Annotated in this window: 25 protein-coding genes; 8 read left to right on the forward strand and 17 right to left on the reverse strand. The window is 71.7% G+C overall.

All coding sequences use genetic code 11. From position 1 onward, the window contains the following. Positions 1 to 7 precede the first annotated feature (7 nt). Genes ABZ854_RS13755 through ABZ854_RS13765 form a run of 3 tightly spaced genes read left to right on the forward strand, consistent with a single transcriptional unit; the run spans position 8 to position 4,200 of the window. Entirely contained in the window at positions 8 to 2,596 is a 2,589-nt protein-coding gene (locus tag ABZ854_RS13755; RefSeq protein WP_361209058.1) for a SpoIIE family protein phosphatase, read from the forward strand. A 42-nt stretch (positions 2,597 to 2,638) separates the two neighbouring features. Then, positions 2,639 to 3,046, forward strand: a complete 408-nt coding sequence (locus ABZ854_RS13760; RefSeq protein ID WP_361209061.1) for a YciI family protein — start codon at positions 2,639 to 2,641, stop codon at positions 3,044 to 3,046. Between the two features lie 8 nt (positions 3,047 to 3,054). Then, entirely contained in the window at positions 3,055 to 4,200 is a 1,146-nt protein-coding gene (locus ABZ854_RS13765; RefSeq protein WP_361209063.1) for a DUF6596 domain-containing protein, read from the forward strand. Between the two features lie 22 nt (positions 4,201 to 4,222). On the opposite strand, the gene ABZ854_RS13770 is transcribed toward ABZ854_RS13765, so the two are convergent. The 6 genes from ABZ854_RS13770 to ABZ854_RS13795 form a co-directional block, all read right to left on the reverse strand. Then, the gene (locus tag ABZ854_RS13770; RefSeq protein WP_361209192.1) at positions 4,223 to 4,585 is read right to left on the reverse strand and encodes an NUDIX domain-containing protein; all 363 of its coding nucleotides are present in this window, start codon (positions 4,583 to 4,585) and stop codon (positions 4,223 to 4,225) included. A 127-nt stretch (positions 4,586 to 4,712) separates the two neighbouring features. Continuing rightward, complete coding sequence (locus ABZ854_RS13775; protein WP_361209066.1) at positions 4,713 to 5,690, reverse strand: L-threonylcarbamoyladenylate synthase; 978 nt, start codon at positions 5,688 to 5,690, stop codon at positions 4,713 to 4,715. A gap of 108 nt (positions 5,691 to 5,798) precedes the next feature. Beyond that, positions 5,799 to 7,166, reverse strand: a complete 1,368-nt coding sequence (locus tag ABZ854_RS13780; RefSeq protein ID WP_361209069.1) for a lectin — start codon at positions 7,164 to 7,166, stop codon at positions 5,799 to 5,801. Positions 7,167 to 7,427: 261 nt separating this feature from the next. Next, positions 7,428 to 8,189, reverse strand: coding sequence for a DUF4142 domain-containing protein (locus tag ABZ854_RS13785; RefSeq protein ID WP_361209072.1), 762 nt, complete (start codon positions 8,187 to 8,189; stop codon positions 7,428 to 7,430). 127 nt (positions 8,190 to 8,316) lie between these two features. Continuing rightward, positions 8,317 to 9,210 carry an SDR family oxidoreductase gene (locus ABZ854_RS13790; protein WP_361209074.1) on the reverse strand — a complete coding sequence of 298 codons (894 nt, stop codon included), beginning with the start codon at positions 9,208 to 9,210 and terminating at the stop codon, positions 8,317 to 8,319. A gap of 41 nt (positions 9,211 to 9,251) precedes the next feature. Continuing rightward, positions 9,252 to 9,980: a DUF1990 domain-containing protein gene (locus ABZ854_RS13795; protein ID WP_361209077.1), complete on the reverse strand. Its 729-nt coding sequence runs from the start codon at positions 9,978 to 9,980 to the stop codon at positions 9,252 to 9,254. Between the two features lie 114 nt (positions 9,981 to 10,094). Between ABZ854_RS13795 and ABZ854_RS13800 the strand changes: the two genes are divergently transcribed. Together ABZ854_RS13800 and ABZ854_RS13805 are read left to right on the forward strand one after the other, a co-directional pair. Beyond that, entirely contained in the window at positions 10,095 to 10,322 is a 228-nt protein-coding gene (locus tag ABZ854_RS13800) for a hypothetical protein (protein ID WP_361209080.1), read from the forward strand. Between the two features lies 1 nt (position 10,323). Continuing rightward, on the forward strand, positions 10,324 to 11,037 hold the full coding sequence (locus tag ABZ854_RS13805; protein ID WP_361209195.1) for a DUF1990 family protein: 714 nt from the start codon (positions 10,324 to 10,326) through the stop codon (positions 11,035 to 11,037). A 34-nt stretch (positions 11,038 to 11,071) separates the two neighbouring features. Here the strand turns inward: ABZ854_RS13805 and ABZ854_RS13810 are convergent, their stop codons facing one another. Then, entirely contained in the window at positions 11,072 to 11,683 is a 612-nt protein-coding gene (locus ABZ854_RS13810) for a hypothetical protein (protein ID WP_361209083.1), read from the reverse strand. A 304-nt stretch (positions 11,684 to 11,987) separates the two neighbouring features. On the opposite strand from ABZ854_RS13810, the gene ABZ854_RS13815 reads away from it, so the two are divergent. Together ABZ854_RS13815 and ABZ854_RS13820 are read left to right on the forward strand one after the other, a co-directional pair. Beyond that, a complete protein-coding gene (locus ABZ854_RS13815; protein ID WP_361209086.1) occupies positions 11,988 to 12,506 on the forward strand; it encodes a hypothetical protein in 519 nt (172 codons plus the stop codon). Further along, entirely contained in the window at positions 12,506 to 12,880 is a 375-nt protein-coding gene (locus ABZ854_RS13820) for a peptidase inhibitor family I36 protein (RefSeq protein WP_361209197.1), read from the forward strand. Before ABZ854_RS13815 ends, ABZ854_RS13820 begins: the two co-directional genes overlap by 1 nt. A gap of 77 nt (positions 12,881 to 12,957) precedes the next feature. On the opposite strand, the gene ABZ854_RS13825 is transcribed toward ABZ854_RS13820, so the two are convergent. Then, on the reverse strand, positions 12,958 to 13,473 hold the full coding sequence (locus tag ABZ854_RS13825; protein ID WP_361209089.1) for a hypothetical protein: 516 nt from the start codon (positions 13,471 to 13,473) through the stop codon (positions 12,958 to 12,960). A gap of 256 nt (positions 13,474 to 13,729) precedes the next feature. Between ABZ854_RS13825 and ABZ854_RS13830 the strand changes: the two genes are divergently transcribed. Beyond that, positions 13,730 to 14,314, forward strand: coding sequence for a VanZ family protein (locus ABZ854_RS13830; protein ID WP_361209092.1), 585 nt, complete (start codon positions 13,730 to 13,732; stop codon positions 14,312 to 14,314). Between the two features lie 20 nt (positions 14,315 to 14,334). Here ABZ854_RS13830 and ABZ854_RS13835 read toward each other — a convergent pair whose 3' ends face one another. From ABZ854_RS13835 to ABZ854_RS13875, 9 genes are all read right to left on the reverse strand, one after another. Continuing rightward, positions 14,335 to 14,685 carry a hypothetical protein gene (locus ABZ854_RS13835; RefSeq protein ID WP_361209095.1) on the reverse strand — a complete coding sequence of 117 codons (351 nt, stop codon included), beginning with the start codon at positions 14,683 to 14,685 and terminating at the stop codon, positions 14,335 to 14,337. Between the two features lie 187 nt (positions 14,686 to 14,872). After that, positions 14,873 to 16,564 carry a DUF885 domain-containing protein gene (locus ABZ854_RS13840; RefSeq protein ID WP_361209098.1) on the reverse strand — a complete coding sequence of 564 codons (1,692 nt, stop codon included), beginning with the start codon at positions 16,562 to 16,564 and terminating at the stop codon, positions 14,873 to 14,875. A gap of 43 nt (positions 16,565 to 16,607) precedes the next feature. After that, positions 16,608 to 16,778, reverse strand: coding sequence for a hypothetical protein (locus tag ABZ854_RS13845; RefSeq protein ID WP_361209100.1), 171 nt, complete (start codon positions 16,776 to 16,778; stop codon positions 16,608 to 16,610). After that, complete coding sequence (locus ABZ854_RS13850) at positions 16,775 to 18,019, reverse strand: SpoIIE family protein phosphatase (RefSeq protein WP_361209103.1); 1,245 nt, start codon at positions 18,017 to 18,019, stop codon at positions 16,775 to 16,777. The genes ABZ854_RS13845 and ABZ854_RS13850 overlap by 4 nt, the downstream gene beginning before the upstream one ends. Before the next feature lie 5 nt (positions 18,020 to 18,024). Then, positions 18,025 to 18,837: an alpha/beta hydrolase gene (locus ABZ854_RS13855; protein WP_361209200.1), complete on the reverse strand. Its 813-nt coding sequence runs from the start codon at positions 18,835 to 18,837 to the stop codon at positions 18,025 to 18,027. A gap of 172 nt (positions 18,838 to 19,009) precedes the next feature. Next, entirely contained in the window at positions 19,010 to 19,423 is a 414-nt protein-coding gene (locus ABZ854_RS13860) for a Rid family hydrolase (protein ID WP_361209106.1), read from the reverse strand. 328 nt (positions 19,424 to 19,751) lie between these two features. Beyond that, positions 19,752 to 20,090: a DUF3140 domain-containing protein gene (locus tag ABZ854_RS13865; RefSeq protein WP_361209109.1), complete on the reverse strand. Its 339-nt coding sequence runs from the start codon at positions 20,088 to 20,090 to the stop codon at positions 19,752 to 19,754. After that, positions 20,090 to 20,320, reverse strand: a complete 231-nt coding sequence (locus ABZ854_RS13870) for a DUF2945 domain-containing protein (RefSeq protein ID WP_361209112.1) — start codon at positions 20,318 to 20,320, stop codon at positions 20,090 to 20,092. Before ABZ854_RS13870 ends, ABZ854_RS13865 begins: the two co-directional genes overlap by 1 nt. Positions 20,321 to 20,492: 172 nt before the next feature. After that, complete coding sequence (locus ABZ854_RS13875) at positions 20,493 to 21,509, reverse strand: LacI family DNA-binding transcriptional regulator (protein ID WP_361209115.1); 1,017 nt, start codon at positions 21,507 to 21,509, stop codon at positions 20,493 to 20,495. Positions 21,510 to 21,531: the final 22 nt, after the last annotated feature.

Below are 21,531 nucleotides of genomic sequence, written 5' to 3' on the forward strand. Positions count from 1 at the left end.
GACGACCGTGCCCACCACCCCGCACAACGACCCCGAGCACGGGGCCGCCGCCCCGCACACCGACCTCGAACGCGGCAACGCCGCCCCGCAGCCCACCGCCGTACCGCCGCAGGCCGCCGTACCGCAGGTCACCGACGTACCGCAGACGACCGCCGCCCAGGACGCCGCCGCGGTCGGCCGGCTCGCCGCCACCGTGGAACGGCTGCGCGCCGAGGTGGACGCCGCCCGCGCGGCCGCCGACGGCCGGGCACTGCTCGAGGTGGCCAAGGGCGTCATGATCGAGCGGCTCCACTGCGGGCCAACCCAGGCCGCCCGGCAGCTCGCCGAACTCGCGGCGCGCTCCGGCACGTCCGAACTGGAACTGGCCGCCGACATCATCAACCAGGCCGCCCGCGACCATGTGGCCCAGGTGGCGTCCCAGTTCATACAGCGCATCAGCGCCGACACGGACGATCAGACCCACGCCTCCCTCGCCGTACGGCTGCGCGCCGTGGAGAGCGCCGCGCTCGCCGCCGACGACACCCAGGCCGTCGCCGAATCCCTCCTCCAGCACGCGCTGACCCCCCTGGGCGCGACCGCCGTGGCCGTATGGAGCGCGGGCCGGGACGGTTCCCTCACCCTGAGCGGACACGCCGGTTTCAGCGACGACGAGGCCGACCGCTGGCGCTACGTACCGCCCGGCGTCGCCACGGTGGCCCGCCGGGCCCTCACCGACCGCTGCACCGCGTACATCCCCTCCATGACGGCGCAGGCGCCCTCCATCGGCCAGACCCAGTGCCCGGACGGCGGCCGCGTCGCCATCTGCGCCGGCACGGGCGGCCGGATCTACGGCGTGCTGGAGATCTGCTGGCCTCAGCCGCTCACCGAGCAGCCCCCCGCCGTGGAACGACAGCTCGAAGCCCTCGCCGAGCTGTGCGCCCACACCCTGGAGAACCGTCCCGACGGCGAGGGCGGCCCCGCCCGCCCGCTCGGCCAGGGCTCGGCCTCGGCCGAACTCGCGGACCTCTCCGACGGGCTCTACGACCCCGCCCTCGTCCTCACCCCGCACCTCGACGCCGACGGCCGGCTCACCGACTTCCGCATCTACCACATCAACACCCGCTTCCAGGACCCGGCCGGACGCCCGCGCAGCGCCCTCAACGGCACCCTGATCCTGGAGAGTTACCCCCTGGCGGTCGGCGGCAGCGACCTCTACGGCCAGCTGGAGCGGACGTACGCGACCGGAGAACCGTTCCGCGCCAGACGCGTGGCCCTGCCCACCCAGATCGACCAAGTACCGCTCACGGCCGTCGCCGACATCAGCATCAGCCGGCACGGCGGCGGCCTGCTGATGATCTGGCGCACGGAGGACGAGGCGGTCCGCCTGGCGAGCATCCTCCAGCACGCCCAACGGCTCGGCCAGATCGGCGGCTTCGAGGAGAACCTCACCACCCGCGAGATCACCTGGAACAACGAACTCTTCACCCTCTACGGCCGCCCGCCCGCCGCCGGCCCGCTCGCCCTGCACGACCTGGCCGGGCACGCCCACCCGGACGACGCCGTAGCCATCGGCCGCTTCCTGCGCACCGTCCTGCACCACACCCGTCCCGCCACCGCCGCGTTCCGGCTCCAGCGCTCCGACGGCGTCACCCGGCACATCCGCGTCGCCGCCGAACCCGAGACGGACTCCGCCGGCCGGCTCCTCCTCATCAGGGGCGCCTACCAGGACATCTCGGCCCAGCACTGGACCGAGGTGGCCCTGGCGGCCACCCGCGACCAACTCGCCCACACCGAGCAGGAGTCCGCCGAGCGCAACCGCCTCGCCCTGCAACTGCAGCACGCCATCATGCCCCCGGCGCACGGCCCGCTCGAAGTCACCGGCCTGCAGGTCGCGGTGCGCTACCGGCCCGCCGAATCCGAGGCCCTCGTCGGCGGCGACTGGTACGACGCCGTCGTCCTGCCCTCCGACCAGGTACTGCTGTGCGTCGGGGACGTCGCCGGACACGGCATCGACGCCGCCACCGGCATGGTCGTCCTGCGCAACGCGCTGCGCGGACTCGCCATGACGGGAGCCGGTCCCGGCCAGCTCATGGCCTGGCTCAACAACGTCGCCCACCACCTCACCGACCAGGTCACCGCCACCGCGGTGTGCGGACTGTACGACCCCCGGACCCGCACCCTGCGCTGGGCCCGGGCCGGCCATCTGCCCCCCGTCCTCGTCCGCACCGGAGGCGCGACCAAGCTCCCCCTGACCCGGGGCCTGCTGCTCGGCGCCCTGCCCGACGCCGAGTACGAGGAGAGCGAGACACAGCTCCAGCAGGGCGACACCCTGCTGATGTACACCGACGGACTGATCGAGCGGCGCGACACCGGCGTGCAGGAATCCCTGGCCCAGCTCCTCCTCACCGCCGAGCGCCCGGTCGACACCCTGGGGGAGCGGCTGGACCACCTGCTCACCTACAGCAAGTCCGACACGGACGACGACACCTGCCTCATCGGCATCAAGATCCCGGCGACCCCGGCGGCGCCGTCCGCGTGGTCTCGCGACGCCCCCCGGCCGCGAAAAAAATCGGGCGACGATGTCGAGAACCCGCGTCCGGCTCCGTCCCCGGGGTGAAGGCGGCCACAATGGGCCGCACCAGCACCGAGGAGAACCGTCATGGCCAAGTACCTGCTGCTGAAGCACTACCGCGGCGCCCCGGCCGCCGTCAACGACGTGCCGATGGACCAGTGGAGCCCCGAGGAGATCTCGGCACACGTCCGGTACATGAACGACTTCGCGGCCCGGCTGGAGAAGACCGGCGAGTACGTCGACGGCCAGGCGCTCGCCCCCGAGGGAGCCTGGGTCCGCTACGACGGTGAGGGCCGACCGCCGGTCACCGACGGGCCCTTCGCGGAGACCAAGGACCTCATCGCCGGCTGGATGGTGATCGACGTCGACAGTTACGAGCGCGCCCTCGAACTGGCGGGGGAACTGTCGGCCGCCCCCGGCGCCGGTGGCAGGCCCATCCACGAGTGGCTCGAGGTGCGCCCGTTCATGGCCGAGCACTGCGCCGTCACGGAGTGACCTCGCCGATGGACGAGGTCCTGCTCAGGAGCCTCACCCCGGGCGTGCTCGCCGTCCTCGTCCGCCGCGGAGCAGACTTCGCGGCGGCCGAGGACGCTGTACAGGAAGCCCTTGTGGAGGCCGTCCGCGTCTGGCCTGCCGATCCGCCCCGCGACGCCAAGGGCTGGCTGGTCACCGTGGCCTGGCGCAAGTTCCTCGACGCGACCCGGTCGGACGCCGCCCGCCGCAGGCGTGAGGACCGCGTCGACGAGGAACCGGCGCCCGGGCCCGCGCCCGCGGTGGACGACACCCTCCAGCTCTACTTCCTCTGCGCCCACCCCTCGCTCACGCCCTCCTCCGCCGTCGCGCTCACGCTGCGTGCCGTCGGCGGGCTCACCACCCGGCAGATCGCCCAGGCCTACCTCGTGCCCGAGGCGACGATGGCGCAGCGCATCAGCCGGGCGAAGCGGACCGTGTCCGGCGTCCGCTTCGACCGGCCAGGTGACGTCTCCACCGTGCTGCGCGTGCTCTACCTGGTCTTCAACCAGGGCTACTCCGGTGACGTCGACCTCGCCGCCGAGGCCGTCCGGCTCACCCGGCAGCTCGCCGCCCGCGTCGACCACCCCGAGGTGGGCGGGCTGCTCGCCCTGATGCTGCTCCACCACGCCCGGCGGGCCGCCCGGACGGCGCCCGACGGCAGCCTGGTGCCGCTCGCCCAGCAGGACCGCCGCCGGTGGGACACCGCGCTGATCGCCGAGGGCGTCGCCGTCCTGCAGGCGGCCCTCGCCCGCGACCGGCTGGGCGAGTTCCAGGCCCAGGCCGCCATCGCCGCCCTCCACGCCGACGCGCCCACCACCGAGGAGACCGACTGGGTGCAGATCGTCGAGTGGTACGACGAGCTCGCGCGGCTGACCGACAGCCCGGTCGTCCTGCTCAACCGCGCGGTCGCCGTGGGGGAGGCCGACGGACCGCGCGCCGGCCTCGCGGCACTCGCCGCGCTGGACGCCTCACTGCCCCGCCACGCCGCGGTGGCGGCGTACCTCCACGAACGCGACGGCGACCTCGCGACGGCGGCACGGCTCTACGCCGAGGCCGCCCACCAGGCGCTCAACCTCGCCGAACGCGACCACCTCACCCGTCAGGCAGCCCGGCTCAACACCCTCCGAAACCCATGACGAGCAAACGTCGAAGGGCTCCTCACACGGACGTGTGCCCCCGCAGATAATCACGCGCGGCTCCGGGCAGGCCGGCGTCGGCGGCCTCCGCGAAGGGGACCCAGCGAATCTCCTCCTGTGTGAGGGATGCGCCCTCGGACGGGGACTCGCTCAGCAGCGGGCACACCACGACCGTCAGGCCGTCGTCCGCGGGCCGCAGCGGCTGGGAGCCGTCCACGAGGTAGCCGGTCAGCTCGTAGACAGCGCGCTCGGCGGTCGCCCCGGCCGTCTCGGCGGGTTCCGGCGTGCCCGAGGGCAGCCCCCACCCGTCGGCTCGCGCCACCAGCAGCACCTGACCGTCATCGGCGACCACCGCCCACACCACGCCTTCGGCACGCTCTCCCATTGCCACGGCCACACCGCCCCTTCCCCAGGGCCGGCCGCCGGCCCGTCCCGGTCCGGTCGGCCGAGTGCCCCGGCCGTGGTTCCCTACCCCGTGCCGAGCGTCGCAGACCGTGCGCGCCGCGTTCGCTTCACACGGTGGTCCGGGGACCCGCGGCGCGGCGCAGGCGGTTGGCGATCGCCAGCCCCAGCCCCTCCTCGGCCGGCAGGGAGGCGATGATGAGGTCACAGCCGGCGTGGTCGAGTTCGCGCAGGTAGCCGTACAGCCCGCGCGCGTAGGCGGCCGTCGAGTCCGGGACGGTCACCACGGCGTGCGCCTTCACGGGGGTGCCGGCGAGGGGGGCGGGCAGGAAGACACCCACCCGGTGCCCCCGTTCCTGCGCGAGCCGCGCTTCGGTGACGACCTTGCCGGGCTCGACGAGGACCACGCGCGCGCGTGGCGCGTAGTGGGACGGGTGCTGGCCCGGCACGCGTACGTGGCTCGTGGAGGGGACCGCGAGCGTGCGCCCCAGCACCGCTTCGAGGTCCTCGCGCGTCACTCCGCCGGGCCGGAGGATGGTCGGCGTCTCGCCGGTGGCGTCGACGATGGTCGACTCGACCCCCACCTCGCAGGAGCCTCCGTCGAGGACGAAGTCGACGGCGTCACCGAGTTCCGCGCGGACGTGCTGTGCCGTGGTGGGGCTGACCGAGCCGAACCGGTTGGCGGACGGGGCCGTGACACCGCCGCCGAACGCCGACAGCAGCGCGAGTGCGACGGGGTGGTCGGGCACGCGTACGGCCACGGTCTCCAGCCCGCCGGTCGCTTCGAGGGGGACGCGGGGACCGCGCCGAAGGACGAGCGTGAGCGGCCCCGGCCAGAAGTGCTCGGCCAGCAGGCGGGCCGTCTCCGGCACGTCCTCGACCCAGTCGTCCAGCTGCTCGGCGCCACCGAGGTGGACGATCAGCGGGTGGGAGGGCGGACGTCCCTTCGTGTGGAAGATGCGGGAGACCGCCGCGGGGTTCTCGGCGTCGGCGCCCAGACCGTAGACGGTCTCGGTCGGGAGGGCCACCAGCCCTCCGGCGCGCAGTACCTCGGCCGCCTTCTCGATGTCACTTGTTCCTGCCGTCACCCTCGCGATTTTAGGCGCACGGCGAACGGGCCACGACCACGTGGGAGCGGCCGCACAGCTCGGCCGGCGCCCTCATTCTCATGAGGGCGCCTTCGGGCGGGGACGGGTTCAGCCGGTGTAGGCGGCGAAGACGCGGGTGTAGTCCCAGTCGGACTGGTTGACGCCGGAGCAGCTGTCGGCGCTGCCGCCGGTGCAGGGCCGGTCGCGGTTGGCGGACCAGAACGTCAGGCGGGCGAGGTGGTGCTGTTGGGCGTAGGCGAGGATGGTCCTGAAGTCGTTGACGGTGACGGTCTCGTTGTTGTCGGTGATTCCGTTCATGGACGAGATGCCCATGTCCCGGTAGGCCCGGTCGTCGCTGTAGCCGTAGGCGTTCTTGAGGGCGTTCTTCAGTCCCTCCGCGGCCCGGGTGGTGAGGTTGCCCATGTTCTGTCCGGCGCCGCCGAAGTCGAAGGGCATGATGGCCCAGGCGTCGACGGTCAGCCCGGAGGAGGCGGCCCGGTTGATCAGGCTGGTGTCGGGTCCGCTCTGGCCGGTGCCGATGGTGATGTAGACCTTCAGGCCCGCGTTGTTCGTCTTGACGGTCTTCAGGGCGTCCACGGTCCTCTGCTGCACCGTGGGGTTGCTGTAGGCGTCCGCCTCGATGTCGATGTCGATGGCCTTCAGACCGTAGGCGTTGATCACCTTCTGGTAGGCGGACGCGAGTTCCCCCGCGCTGGAGCAGGAGCTCTCCAGTTTGTTGCCGCTGTAGCCGCCGAAGGAGGGGATGACGTCGCCGCCGTTGCCGCGCACGGTGTCGATGGTCCGCTGGTCCACCCCGCCGGTCAGCGGCCGGCTGCCGTCCCACTGCGGATTGCAGTAGCCGTTGCTGAGTACGAACGCGAGCGTGAACCACTTCACGCCGGTGGCCTGGGTGATGGTGCTGGGGTTCGGCGGGTCGCCCCAGCCGTTGTAGAGGTACGGCGCCACGGCCATCGGCGCGGACGGGCTGTCGCCGCCGGAGGCGGGAGCCGTCCACTTCTGGTTGGCCCCGCCGGTGCAGCTCCAGATCTGCGCCCGAGTGCCGTTGGCGGACGAGTTGCCGGTGACGTCCAGGCACTTGTTCGCCTGCGGGTTGACGATGTCGTGGGCGGCGGTGACCGTCCACTTCTGGTTGGCGCCACCGGTACAGGTCCACAGCTGCACCGTGGCGCCGTCGGACGTCGAGTTGCCGGTCACGTCCAGGCACTTGCCGAGCGCCCGGAGGGTGCCGTCACTGCCGACGCTCCACTGCTGGGCGGCGGTGCCGTTGCAGTCGTAGAGCTGGACGGCCGTACCGTTCGCGGAGTCGGCGCCGGCGACGTCGAGGCACTTTCCGGCGAGGCCGGTGATGGCGCCGGTGGCGGCCTGGGCGGGGGACGCGGTGAGCAGACCCGTGGACAGGGTGAGAGCGGTGACCGCCAGGACGGCGGATGCGGGCAGGGGCCTCGGTCTGGCCATGAAGGGGTGGCCTTTCGTGGGGGGTGACGCACTCCCGGCGCGTTCAGCAGGTGAACGGACGGGCGCACGCACGAGAGTGGGGTCGCCCGGTGAAACTAAAGGTACGGACCACTTGCGTCAAGGTGTGAAGTAAGAGGTGATGAAAGGGAGTTGGCGAGGGGGCCCCGCGTCGTACCGCCCGAGATCCCCGGCACACGCCCTCAGGCGTACGAGCCCGCGGGGGGGGAGGCGGCAGATGGTGACCGGGGCCGGCCGGGGAGGTCACCCGCCGGTCGGTGATGCCGAGGGCGCGCCCACGGGCGGCCCCGTCGGGATCCCGTCCGTGGGAACCCCCGGCGGCGGTGTGAGCACCACGACGGGCTGCCCGGCCGGCGGCACCGGCGGGGTGACCTGCGGCGAGGGAAGCTTCGGGGGAGTGGTCTCCTGGAAGTTGACCTGGTCGAAGTTGACCAGCCCGGTGGCCTCCATCTGCCTGATGTGGTCCAGCACGACGTTGTTGGCCTGCTCGGCCAGTTGCCGCACGAGCGTGTTCTCCGTGGTGGCGCGGATCTTGGCGATGGAGGAGAAGATCGAGCCGTGCGTGACGCGCAGGATGTTGGCCAGGTCCGAGTCGAACTGCTTGCCACTGTCCGACGTCAGCTTGTTGAGGAAGCCCTGCTGCTGGGGGGTGGGCTGGTTCGGCAGCGTGATGCCCAGCTCGGGGGCGATCTTGCGGCAGCTGGCGTCGAGGGCCGCGTGGCCGATGACCAGGTGCTGCCCGGCGGTCCGTACGGCCTTGGTCGTCCCCTTCTTCAGAGCCAGCTGCCCGGACGGGTACTCCCACAGTCCTGCTGAGCGCACGAAGACGACGAAGTTCCGGTCGGCTTCGGTGAGCGGACCGTACGGAGTGCTGGCGATCACGCGCGCTCCATTGCTGGACACGTGCTGGAGACCGAGCATGCTCGGATAGGCCAGCGCGGCGAGCGTCACACTCATCGCTCCGCCCACCAAGACGGTTCCGATCCTGGCGCGCGACAACGGCATGGTGCCTCCCAGGGCTGACGACATGTCATCAGCCCGTACGGAAGGACGGAGGCGAAAAACCTTTGCTCCAGGTAAAGATTGCATGCTGCCACCTCGCGGACCGAAGCCGGGCGGCTGAAGGCGGTTCTCAGCGCCGACCGCCCTCGCTGCGAGAACGGGCCACGTCGTCGGCCGTTCCACCGGCCCCGAGCAGGCCGGTGGAACGCAGTGGCCGTCCCGCGTCCACGCGCGGCAGGTCGTGGCGCGAGACCCGCAGCAGGACAGGAGGTACGACGGCGCGCACCGCCTGGAGCGCCCGCAGCCACGCCGGGAAGTAGACGGCGGTACGACGGCGCTCGACCGCGTCCGCCAGCCGGGCGGCGACCGCGTCGGCCGAGTGGACGCGGTGAGCGACCGCCGGCATCCGGGTGCGCAGTTCGTGCATCGCAGTGAACCGCTCGGCGTCACGGATCATGTCGGTGCCGATCCAGGCGGGATAGGCGACGCCCACAGCGACGCCCTGGTGCGCGACTTCGGCCTGCAGCGCGTGGGCGAAGGCCTCCACCCCTGCCTTGGAGGCACAGTAGGCACTCATCATCGGGGTGGCACCCAGCGACGCGAGCGAGGCGACCTGCAGGAAATAGCCCGCCGTCTCCGTCAGATCGGGCAGGAAGACCCGCGCGGTCTGGGCGCTCCCCGTCAGGTTCACGTCGATGACACGGCGCCATGTGGCGGGGTCCGACGTCGCGAACGGCCCGCCTTCGGCGACCCCGGCGTTGGCCACGACCACCGAGGGCCTGCCGAGCCGGCTCCGGACCGTGCGCGCCGCCTCGTGGAGCGCGGAGTCGTCGGTGACGTCGACCTCGATCGCGAGGGAGGGCGTGGGCAGGGACGCGGCCAGCGCCTCCAGCCGGGGCCCCTCGTGGCCGAGCAGCGCCAGCCGTGCCCCGCGCCGGGACAACTCGCGCGCCAGCGCCGCGCCGATCCCCCGGGCCGCGCCGGTGATGACGATGGTCCGGTTCTTCAGAGGGTTGTCGGTCACCGGCCGTCCCTTCCCTGCCTGTCACTGCCTGCCCCGGTCGGTCAGGACACCCCTCGCGCCGCTGCCCCTCGCGGCAAGTCGAGGCGGCTGGTGGTGATGTGCACACCGTCCACCGCGCGCCCTCCCGAGGCCGCGGCGGCCGCCAGGCAGAACCGGACCCACATGTTGAACTGGATCTCTTTCGCCAGCCGCAGGTGCGAGTAGAGCAGGTGTACCAGGCGGTTGCTGGAGCGCGCCCAGAGCTCGATCTCGAACACGAGCAGGCCGTCCTCCTCGCGGGCCCGGAACTGCACCTGACCGGCCTCCATATGGCCCAAAAGAGTCGCCAGATGCAGGCATCCGGAATCCCGGCCGACGACCCTGACCGGCCCGTTCCAGGGCCCCGGCATCTCGACCAGCACCTCGTCGGCGACGTCCAGGCCACGCTCGCCCAGCTCACCGGTGTGGATGTCGACCACCTCGGTCGGGACGAAGTGCTTGAAGTCGTCGCCGACCCAGTCGATCAGCCGCCCGGCACCGAGCCGGGCCTCGGCGACGCGCACCCGGAAACGCCGGTGGTACAGGGGGCCGTAACCGTCCTCCGCCCGCTGCACCTGGTCGTCGACCGTGCCGGCGGGCAACCGCGGCGGCCGGTCCGTCTCCTCGCCCCGCCGCTCGGCACCGCGGTGCAGGGGCGTCGTCTCCCAGAGGTAGCGCCAGGTGACCAGGGCGGTGCCCAGCAACCACCGGGCGAGCACGCTGACAACCCGAGGACGGTTCGGTCCCGACATGGGCGCCCCTTCGGGCCGGTCATGCATCGCATATGGAATAAATATGTGTATATCTTGATGTATCGGTGCGGGCAAAGCGTCGACGGAACAAGCACACGACCCCGGAGGCCCCTCATGACGGTGGTCCGGCTCCTGCACCGCGCGGGTGCGCGCAGCGACCACCTGCATGTCGCCTCGTTCGCGGCCATCGGACTCTGCCTGACCCTGTGGGTACGCGCCAAGACCATCGACCAGGAGCAACGCGGAAACGCTGAGCGACGCGCACTCTTCGTCGGCCTGTGGCCACCGATGCTGTGGCTGATCGGGGAAGCGCTGCGAAACCCGAGTGATCCCGTTGGGTGATGTGGCCTTCGGCCGGCTGGACGCCGTACGGGCTTGGAGAGCGCTCGTGGACGCCCACGTCAACTACTCGGCCGACGAGGTCCGCCGGCCCTCCTGGAACATCGACACCCACCGCACCCCCCTTCCGCCGGAACGCCCGGGCCCCCCGGAGCCCGGCGGCCCCTGGGAACAGGCCTGCGCCCTCGTGCGCGACTACGATTTCTCCCCACCGGAGATCATCCGGGCCCTCTACGACCCCGCGGCCCCCCTCCTCGGCCGCGACATGCTGCTGGAGGCCCGCTTCCACGGCCTGCACTTCTACTGCGGAGTCCGGGTCACCGAAGTGGTCGACGAGACCCGCGACGACACCGAACGCGTCTGGGGATGGGCCTACGAGACCCTGGAAGGCCACCTGGAACGCGGCAAGGTGACCTACGAGGTGGTCAAACGGCAGGACACGGGCGAGGTGCGGTTCATGGTCTCCAGCTACTCGCAGGGCGCGCCCACCCTGGGCCGCGTCACCACCTTCGGGTGGCGGCTGTTCGGCCGCCGCACCCAACTGCGCTTCTACCGCCGATGCGGTGAACGCCTGCGCGCCGGCGTGGAGGCGGCCGTGCACGGTGACCGCGTCCGCCCCACCCCTCCGACCCGCGTGGGGCGCCTCGTGTGCGCACCCTCCGACGCGACCCTGCGCCGCTCGGACCTCCTGGCGATCCACCGGATCGCCCCGGGCTGACCCACCGCACCCGGCGACCGTCACCGCTCACCGCTCAGGCCGGCGGCCGCTCACCGTCACCGCGGTCCTGTACCCAGGTGATCTGCTCCGTTCCACGCGGAGCGGTACTTGTGCCGGTGCTGGGCTGCCCGGCGGCGTGCGCGGGCCCGGTGGTCCGCTTGCAGGCGGCCCAGGCCAGGACCAGCGCCACGAAATCCTCCGCCACGGGGGCGAGAGCCTGGGCACGAGGCCCCGCCACCAGGCGCCAGCGGGTGCCGGCGTACGAGGACGCCACGGCGGCCGAAGCGCCGGTGACGGCCGTCGCGATCAGCGACGGCCGGGGTCGCTCGCGCCGGGCGAGCAGTACGGCGGCCAGGACGCTCATGACCAGGCGGGGGCCGAGACCCGCGGCAGAGAGGCGGCTGGGCACGCGCGACGACTTGTCCGCGACGAACTCCCCGGCCGCGGCCGCGAGGGTGGCACCCCGGACCCACGGCCGGGCCAGCAGGGGGGTCTGACCCGCTCCACCTGAGCAACCGGATCCTCCCGGAACGTCAGCGGGAGGGGCGGTCGTCCAGGACACCGCTGCCAGCCCGCACTGGCTCCGCAGCCCGGTGGCCGCGCCGATCAGACAGGTTCTGCCCAGCGCCGCTACGACCGCTTTCACGGCGTGCGCTCCCGGGCCGCGCCCATGTGCATCATGCGAGGCCGAGTTCCCTCGCCGCGCTGCCCGAAAGCATGGCGGGCCGGCCGGCAGCGTCAACTCCGCGCAGGGCACTGACCACCGGGGAAGGAAATGATCACCCGTTGAGGGTGTTCCGGCCCTGATCGCACCCCTTTCATGATCGACCGGACGGCACCATGTCGCCGTGGGTGAGACGCAGCAGCCGGACGACCGGGATCGTGAAACCAGGGGCGTGGCGAGGGCCTTTCCGGCATCGAAGCCGGGCCGGTCGCTGTCACGCCGGGGGATGCGAGCCGTAGCGCGATCGACCGGCACGTTCCTCGTGGTCACCGCGGTTCTGACCGGCTGCGGCTCGGCGCCCGCACGTCCGAGCCAGGAAGAGATCATCACTGCGGCGACCGTGAAGCTGACCGACTCCTGTCTACGGCACAAGGGGCTCACGGCCCCTCGCCCGGGGCAGTCCGTGCCGGCCGCCGAAGGGCAGCGGGTCACCGACGCCCTGTTCGGCACCGGGCCGGCCCAGCTCTCCCTCACTCTGCCCACCGGCTATGTCGTACGGGCCCACACCGACGGCTGTCTCGCCGCCGCGCAGAGGCGGCTGTACGGCGACCAGGCCGCCTGGTTCCGCACCTCGGTGGTCGTCGACAACTTCGAGCCCGAGGCCGACTACACGCACCGCAGCCTGCCGCAGGTCCGAGCCCGGCACCGTGCCGAACTCGCCGAGTGGCAGCGGCTTCGGGCCCATGCCCTGACCGAAGCAACCGCCCTGCTCAGCAACAGCTCCACCCCAGGAAGGTCATCATGATGAAGCGCCTCACGGTTCTCCTCACCGCCACCCTGCTGTCCCTCGGCTCAGTCCTCGCCGGCACCGCGAGCCCGGCTCTGGCCGTTCCGTGCGGGACCGGGAACTTCTGCGTCTGGACGGACGCGAACTTCACCGGCCTGAAGATCGAGCACAGCGGTGACGACCACTGGTGGGAGGGCGACATGTTCAAGCAGGACTCCTCGTGGGCAAACCACGGCATCTCGGGCCCCGGCGTCAAGGACCACGTGAAGGTGTACGAGGGACGTGAGCTGACCGGCCGCGTCACCATTTGCCTCGCCCCCGGGCAGGAGGTCGGCTACAACGCGAGCGCGAACGACCAGGGCGGCTCCCACACCTGGACCATGAGCTGCTGAACCCGGTCACGGCAGACCCCGCCGCGCGCCGCGCGGCGGGGTCTGCCGTGGTCCGTACCCTGGTCGTCACGACGGTCTCACCCGCCGCCAGGGAAGCCGGCCGGGGGGCCCGGGGAGCCGAAGAGGACGGTGGAGAGGCCCCAGACGACGAAGGCGGCGATCGCGGCGATCAGGATCCCGGCAATGACCAGCAGGGGCTTCGGGATGCCCTTGGCAACCACCGAGGTGCCGGTGGTGAGGTTCTCCACCCGGGTGACACGCAGGGTTCCGGACTTCATACGGCCGTCGGCGCGCACCCGGTCGCCGTCAGCGAGGGAGCCCTCGACGGACAGTCCGCGCAGTTCGACGGGCACGAGCAGGATCCGGTTGCCGACGGCGTCGTACCGCTCCACGCGGAAGCTCAAGATCACCTCCGATTGGTTCTGGCCGCGGTACTCGGACCTGATCTGCGTCCCGCGCACCTGGCCTTCCACGAAAGCGGCGCCGCCGCGGCCACCACCTGTGTCCGGGCCGGTCTGCGGGGCGGCGGGGGACCAGGCACCGTATCCGTTCGGTTCGGACGGCCGGGGAGCGAAGGGGGGCGGCACAGCCATGGGAATTCTCCTTGTGGATCTGCTGGGAAGGGGGTGCTTCCAGTAGGCCCGGTGCCGCAGGTCCGCGTCACCTCACTGCATTTCGGGGCTTGACAGCCCGGCGCCGCGCGTGTGCCGATTCGTCCTTGCGCTCCCGCCCCGCCGTTTGTACGACGGAATGCCGCCGCGGGCCGGGGGTAGACGGTTCCGCAGGCCGGGCGAAGGGCCCCCGCCGGGCACGACAGCAGCGTCGGTGCACGAGGAAGGGGACGCCAACGTGACATCCGTACGTCGTCGAGATTCAGGCAGGCTGTTCCCTTCCTGGTTACGGGCGGTGGTGATGCTGGTCGCCCTGGCCGGGATGGTGCTCTTCGCGGTGGTGCTGGCCAAGCTGACGCTGGAGCCGAAATCGGCGTCGGCGGCGCTGACGCACAACAACCTGCGGCCGGGTGACTCGATCCGGGCGTACCTGGACCGGCCGGCTTTTCAGGACACGGCCAAGCAACTCGGCGGCAACATCGTGCTCGGCATGCCGTTCGGCCTGCTCCTGCCCGTCCTGGTACCGAAGGCCCGGGGCCTCGTCCGGGTCGGGATCGTCGCGGCCCTGGTGATGCTCATGGTCGAGCTGATTCAAGGCACCGTGATCACCGGGCGTGCCTTCGACATCGACGACGTACTCCTCAACACGACGGGCGCCCTGCTGGCCTACCTGCTGCTCGGCCGCCGCCTCGGCCGGGCCGTCCACCCACGGCGGCGCCACTGGTGGCACCGGGTCGCCCCCGCGCTCACCGTGCGACGCGGGCCCCGCCGCAACGGGACCGCCGACGAACGCGGCCCGGCGCGCAAGGCTCTGCGGCCATGACACCACCGGGCCGGTTCCGCTCAGCCCGGTGCGGCTCCGTAGCCGCACAGCCAGATCAGACCGGCGCGTAGCCCGCGCAGATAGTCGGTGTTGCCGGGCAGGTTCCCCGTGTCCTCCAACTGAACGGTTACCGCGTCCAGTTCGGCCGTCATCAGTCCGAGATCAGGCGCATCCCGTACGGAGCGGGCGGTGACCGGGGAACTCTCGGCCCGGCCCAGCGCCCACTCGTACACCACCGCTTGTCCGGCCCGGAACTGGGGCGATTCGGCTCCCCGGCCCGTCGTCAGGGCGTCGAGGACGGACAGCACCTCGGAGCGAGGCCGCACCCCGACCGGGGGACCACCGTCGCGCTCGTCATCCGGAGTGCGCATGCTTCCTCGTCCGTCCATGTCGTCCGCCTCGAACATCACCGGTCTCCACGGCCGCGTTCCCCTCCATCCTGCCCGCTGTCGAGCGAGTCGGCATCGCGCGGAGTGCGGAAGCGGGGGCCGGTGTCCGCACCCGCGCAGGCCGCCCGTCCGCTGCACAAGACCGCCCGGCGGCCACGTTCGCCGCGGGTCACAGTGCCGCGAGGTTGTCCACCAGGTCGTCGAGCCCCAACGAGCCCTGGGAGAGCGCCTTCATGTGCCAGGCCTTGAGGTCGAATGCGGCACCACGACGGCGCTTGGCCGCCGCGCGGCCCTGGAGCCAGGCGCGTTCGCCGAGCTTGTAGCCGATGGCCTGGCCGGGCCAGCCGAGGTAGCGGTCGATCTCGTTGTTGCGGCGGGCTTCCGGGCTGCCGTCGTAGGTGGCCATGAACTCCGTGGCGAGCGCCGGCGTCCAGCGCTCGCCGGGGTGGAAGCCCGAGTCGGCGGGGATGGCGAGTTCGAGGTGCATGCCGATGTCGAGGATCACGCGGATCGTACGCAGCATCTGTTCGTTCAGGAAGCCGAGGCGGCGCGCGGGCTCGGAGAAGAACCCCAGATCGTCCATGAAGCGCTCGGCGTACAGGGCCCAGCCCTCGATGTTGGCGTTGACGGTGCCCTCGGTGACCTGGTAGCGGCTGAGCCGGTCGGCGACCGCGACCCACTGTGCGAGCTGGAGATGGTGGCCCGGAACACCTTCGTGGTACCAGATACTGACGAGCTGCCAGGTGGGGAAGGTGTCCTGGCCGAGCGTGGGCATGAACGTGCGGCCGGGGCGGCTGAAGTCGAGACTGGGGCCCTGGTAATAGGGCCCGGAGGCGGTGCCCGTGGGTGCTATTCGGGACTCGACCCTGCGGATCGGGCCCGAGAGGTCGAAGTGGCTGCCGTCGAGGGCGGTGATCGCCTCGTCCATGAGCTGCTGCAGCCAGTCCCGGACCGCCTCCTCGCCCTTGACGGCATGACCGTGCTCCTGCAGGTGGTGCATGGCCTCCAGGAAGGGGGAGCCGGGCAGGACCTTGTCGGCTTCGGCGCTCATCTCGGCGAGTGTCCGGTGGAACTCGCTCCAGCCCCACGCGTAGGCCTCGTCCAGATCGAGCTCGGCACCGGTGTTGTGGCGGGCGGCGCGCAGGTAGCGTTCGCGTCCGACGGCGTCCGGGGTGTCCGCCGCGGCGGGGACGTACGTGTCGCGCAGCCAGTCGCGGAACTCGGCGACGGCGACGGTGGCCTGGCGGGCCGCGGCGTCCAACTCGGGGCGCAACCGGTCGGGGCCGCCCGCGACGAAGGCGGAGAACCAGCCCGCGTCCCCGCCCGCCTGCCGCCCGGCACGCTCGCCCGTCCAGTCGGTGAGCTGGCCGATCACCCCGGTGGCCTGCCGGGGAGCGGCGAGCAGGCCACGCGAGATCCCCTCGGTGAGGGTGGCCCGGTAACCGTCCAGCGCGCCCGGGACGTTGCGCAGCCGCCCGGCCACGGCCGCCCAGTCCTCGTCGGTGGCCGTCGGCATGAAGGAGAAGATCGTCCGCACCTGGTCGACGTGTGCGCCCACGGTGCGCAGCTGCCGGTAGTTCTCGCCGGCGTCGTGCGTCGCGAGTTCGGAGGTGAGGCGCTCGCGCAGCAGCCGGGCGCAGGCCTGGTCGGCGGGGTCGTCCGAGGCGGGAGCGGCGTCGAGTGCGGCGAGGGTGTGCCGTGCCAACTCGGCGTGCGCCTCGAAGCCTTCGGGCGAGAGGTCGGGCTGCCGGTCGTCGCCGGGGTTCAGGTTCAGCCATGCCGACGTCATCGGGTCGTGTGCGGCCACCTGGTCGAGATGACGGTCGGCGACAGCGCGCGGAGTGATCGTTTCATCTGCCATACGCACATCCTGACGTACCGTCGGCGGCAACCGGCTGGTTTGATCAGGTGGGTGGCGTCCAGGCGGCCGCCGCGTCGTCGACGGTGGCGTGAGTGGCGAAGACCTGTTCCCGGCCGACGATGCGGTAGATCGGCTGGACGCGGTCGGGGACGGCGGCCAGTTCGATGACAGGTCCGCCGGGGGTGGTGCCGGTTGTCGGGGTCAGGGGGTTCACCGCTGCTCTTCACTCAGGGGCCGGGGCACGTTGACGGCGAGGACGGCGGTGTCGTCGTCCACGCCGGCGCCGAGGGCGTCGAGCAGATCGCTCAGGGCCTGGACCGTGTCCGAGGCGCTGGTGGGGGACAGGGAACGTGCGAAGTCCAGAAGTGATTCGTCGCCGTAGCGTTCACCGGATTGGTCCGTGTGGGCTTCGGTGAGGCCGTCGGTGTAGAGCAGCAGGGTGTCGCCCGGGCCGAGGCGGACGGTGGTGAGGGCGATGTGGGCGTCCGGCAGGACGCCGAGGAGCTGTCCGCCGGGCGTGGGCAGGTAGTCGGCGCTGCCGTCGGCGCGCATCAGGACCGCCGGGGGATGGCCGCCGCTGGCCAGGGTGATCCGGAAGCCTCCCTCGTCGCCGCCGGGGGTGAGCAGGCCGAAGATCACGGTGCAGAACCGGGGGTCGGTGCCGTCGTACTCGTGGTTCAGGACCGTGTTGAGGTTACTGAGGACGGCGGCGGGGTCGGGATCGTAGACGGCGGCGGCGCGCAGGGTGTAGCGGGTGAGCGAGGTGAGGGCGGCCGCGGCGGCGCCCTTGCCGCACACGTCGCCGAGGAACAGGCCCCAGGTGCCGTCGGCGAGGGGGAACAGGTCGTAGAAGTCGCCGCCGACCTCGTCGATCGAGGCGATGTGGTAGTGGGCGGCGACGTCCAGACCGGGCACGTCGTCCAGGACCGGGGGGAGCAGGGTGCGCTGCAGGGTGGCCGCGAGGACCTCGAGACGGTCGCGTTCGCGGTCGGCCTCCTGCCGGGCGCGCAGCAGCTCCGCCTCGTAGGCACGCCGGTCTCGGGCGTCGGTGACGGTCGTGCGGATCAGCAGCGGCTGCCCGTCCGTGCCGGTCTTGACGGTGGAGGTGACCAGGACGGGCAGGCGGGCGCCGTCGGCGGCCTTCAGCTCCAGCGCGATGCCGCGGACCTCGCCCTGCATGGACAGCAGCGGAGCGAAGTGGGTCTCGTGGTACAGCTTGCCGCCGACGGTGAGCAGGTCGGAGAATCGCCGGCGCCCGACCAGGTCTTCACGCCGGTAGCCGAGCCAGTCGAGCAGCGTCGTGTTGACCTTGGCGATCTGTCCGTCCAGCAGCGTGGACAGGTATCCGCAGGGCGCGTTCTCGTACAGGTCCTCGACGCTGTCCTCCAGCAGCGCCGAGAACGCCGCCTGCTCGTCGGCGGAGCCTGCCTCGTGGTGGTGACCGTCGTCGGACACGCACATCACCGCGCGGTTCTGGCGGCGAACGAGGCGATCGCCGCCGTGGTCGCCTCGGGTGCGCTCAACTGCGGGCAGTGACCGGTCGCGGTCAGGGTGACCAGTTCGCTGCCCTTGATGCGGGCGTGGACGAAGGCGCCCACCTCCGGCGGGGCGATCGCGTCGTCGGAGCACTGGGCGATCAGCGTGGGGACTGTGACCGCTTCGAGATCGGCGCGGTTGTCGGACAGGAAGGTGGCCCGGGCGAAGACGCGGGCGATCTCCGGGTCGGTGCGGCAGAAGCTGTTGGCCAGCTCCTGCCCCAGCTCCGGCCGCTCCGCATTCCCCATGATCACCGGAGCCATCGTCGCCGACCAGCCCAGATAGTTCGACTCCAGCGAGTGAAGCAGTTCCTCGATGTCCTCGGCGCTGAACCCGCCCCGGTAGCCGGTGGCGGGATCGTCGATGTAACACGGTGAGGGGGTGAGCAGCATCAGGCCGGCGAAGTACCCGGGTTCCCGTGCGGCGGCCAGCACGCCCACCATGGCGCTCACCGAGTGCCCCACGAAGACCACCGGGCCCCGATCCAGCTCGCGGCAGATCTCCAGCACGTCATGCGCATAGCCGTCGAGCCAGGCGTAGCGGTCCTCGCTCCAGGCCGCCAGATCCGACCGTCCCGCCCCCACGTGGTCGAACAGGACCACCTGGAAGTCGCGCTCCAGGACCGGCGCCACCAGCCGCCACATGTTCTGGTCACAGCCGAACCCGTGCGCGAGCATCACCACCGGCCCGCCCGCCCGGCCTGTCACCGTCACATGGTTCCTGGCTCGTACATCCATACCGGCCATGGTCGCACCTTCGCGCCGGAACCCCGGTGGCCGCCACCGTTCACCTCGGCCCCATGGAACCCGGCCCACCAGCACCGACGGACGGTGCCGGATGAGGGGGGAGTACTTTCACGGTCCTCGCCCCGTCCGTGGCGGGGCCGGATCGAGTCGACCTCGCCGGGACTTACCGTTCTGCCGAGTCGACGGAGGCAACTCCGTCGATCTCGACCCGCACGCCCTGGCGCACGAGGTGCGTGACGACGGTCGTCCGGGCCGGCAACGGCGAACAGTCCGCGAAGAACTCCTGGTACACCCGGTTGAACGTCGTGAAGTCCCCCCTGTCGGCGAGGTAGCAGGTGCACTTGACGATCAGGTCCTTCCTGCTTCCGGCAGCCACGACGACCGCGACGAGATTGTCCAGAACCTGAGCCACCTGAGCGGCGAAGTCCACCGGTATCTCGCCCGTCACGGGGTCCAGGGGCCCCTGTCCGGACGTGAAGACCAGGCCACCCACCCGGATGGCCTGGGACAAGGGCGGCTCGGTGCCGTCGGCGAAGCGCACGAACGGGGCGTTCTCGGTGTGGATGCCTTCGATCATGCCGCGCATTCTCCCGCACCACCGCCCGGTGACCACTGCAAGGACGGCGGGCGGACGCCTGAAGTGCCCGAAACCCGCCGCCGTTTGGGCGGAGCCGGTCGCGCGAGCCACCCGGTCCGCCGCCGGAATCATCGCCGGCACCCTGGCCGCGGCCCCCCCCCGAGGCAGCGTCGGCATCCAGCGTCAACACGCCCGGCCTACACCACTTGGTAGCTGGTGCAAATCGCCCTGCCCGCCACGGGCAACACCGCCTGACCTACGGGCGGCCTCCCCCCGGCCCCAAACCCCGGCGGACGCGGCAGGCCGCCCCCACCCTGCGACCACAGCTTCACTTGAGGGGGTCGTGGCCCCAGTTCATCAGGGAATGGCGCCAGGGTGTGCCGGTGACGTCGCGACCGGGCCGCTGTTCGAGGTGGCGGTGGACGTAGCCGACGACCTTGCGCATGTGAGCGATGTCGTCGTCGCCGAGGTCGGCCTTCTTCGTGCGCAGCAGTTCGACGATCCGCCGCCCGGAGGCATGACCGACGCTTTCGCCGTCGTCACGCTGCCCGGCGCTTTGCGACTCGTCCGTCTCCAGCCACTTCTCCAGCTCGGCCGGGGCCATGTTGACCGCGTCGTGGAAGGCATCGAGTACGTCCTCACGGTCCTGCCTCTGCCCACCGGCCATCACGTGTCCCTGCCCTTCTTGCGCAGCGCACCGGGCTTGTGCACGGCCGAGCGCCCGGACCTGTCGCTCTCCACCTCGTACTGCGGGTCGTCCGGCGATGCGGCGACCGTCCGGCCGGCGGCCCGGGTGCGGTCCGTGATCTTCTTCTTGATCCTGCCGGTAACGGTCTGCCCATGGCTCTTCCACGTGACCTTGTCGCCCCTGCGCAGACCGTTCTTCGACACGGTCAAGTCCTCTCATCCGGTGAACCACCCTGACAGCAGTGCGAGCGGCAGCGCCATCCCCCTCCAGGCTCGCCCCGTTCACTGGGTGCCGCATCCGCTGCACAGGGTGCCCGGGGCACCACGGGTGGCAGAGGCCGGCCGAACCGCTCGACGGCACGCAACCGCCTGCGCCCGTTGCTCAGCGGCCCCGCGCCACCGTGGACTCCCTGACCACGAGCTCGAAGGCGGGGAGGATCCGTCGCGGTACCGGCGCCGTCCTGGCGGCGATGCGTTCCACGACGCAGTCGACGGCGATCTGCGCGATGGCCTGCTTGTCGGGGGCGACCGTCGTCAGCGCCACCGCCGCGTAGCGGGCCTCCTCGATGTCGTCGAACCCGGCCACCGCGATGTCCTGGGGGACCCGCAGCCCCCGTTCGGCGAGCACCCGCATCGCGCCCAGCGCGACCATGTCGTTGAAGGCGAACACCGCGTCGGGCCGCTCCCCGCTGTCCAGCAGGGCCGCCATGCCAGTCGCCCCGTCGTGGCGGTCGTACCCGTCGGTGGCGACGACCAGCGGCTCCGGGGGCTTCAGACCGGCCGCGGTGTGCGCCTCCCGCCATCCCCGCAGCCGCAGATGGGCCGGTTCCCGCGCGCTCTCACGGCGGGCGCCGAGGAACGCGATACTGCGGCGGCCGGTGTCGATCAGGTGCTGCACCGCGGCGCGCGCCGCCGCCACGTTGTCGATGGCGATGTGGTCGAACGGGGCGTCGTACTCGCGCTCCCCGAGGAGCACCAGCGGGGAGGTGCCCGTCCGGGCCAGCAGGTCCTCGGTCTCCATCCGGATCGGGCTGAGGATGAGGCCGTCGATGATCTGGGTCCTGAACCCCTGGCAGACGAGGACCTCCTTCTCCCGCAGCCCCGCCGTGTGGTCCAGCAGCACCGTGTAGTCGTGCCGCGCGGCCGCGTCGATGACGGCGCCGGCCACCTCCGAGAAGTACGGGTTGCCCAGCTCGGGCACGGCCAGGGCGATGATGCCGGTACGGCCGTTGCGGAGGTGGCGGGCGACCAGGTTGGGCCGGTAGCCGAGTTCGTCGATGGCCCGCTGCACGCGCGCGCGTGTCCGGGGGGAGACATGGACATAGTTGTTCACGACGTTCGACACAGTCTTGACGGAAACTCCGGCGCGCTGTGCGACGTCCTTCAGGCTGACGCCCACGGAACTCCTTCTGTCGGGCGGC

The sequence above is a fragment of the Streptomyces sp. NPDC047028 genome, from assembly GCF_040644095.1.
GTDB lineage: Bacteria > Actinomycetota > Actinomycetes > Streptomycetales > Streptomycetaceae > Streptomyces.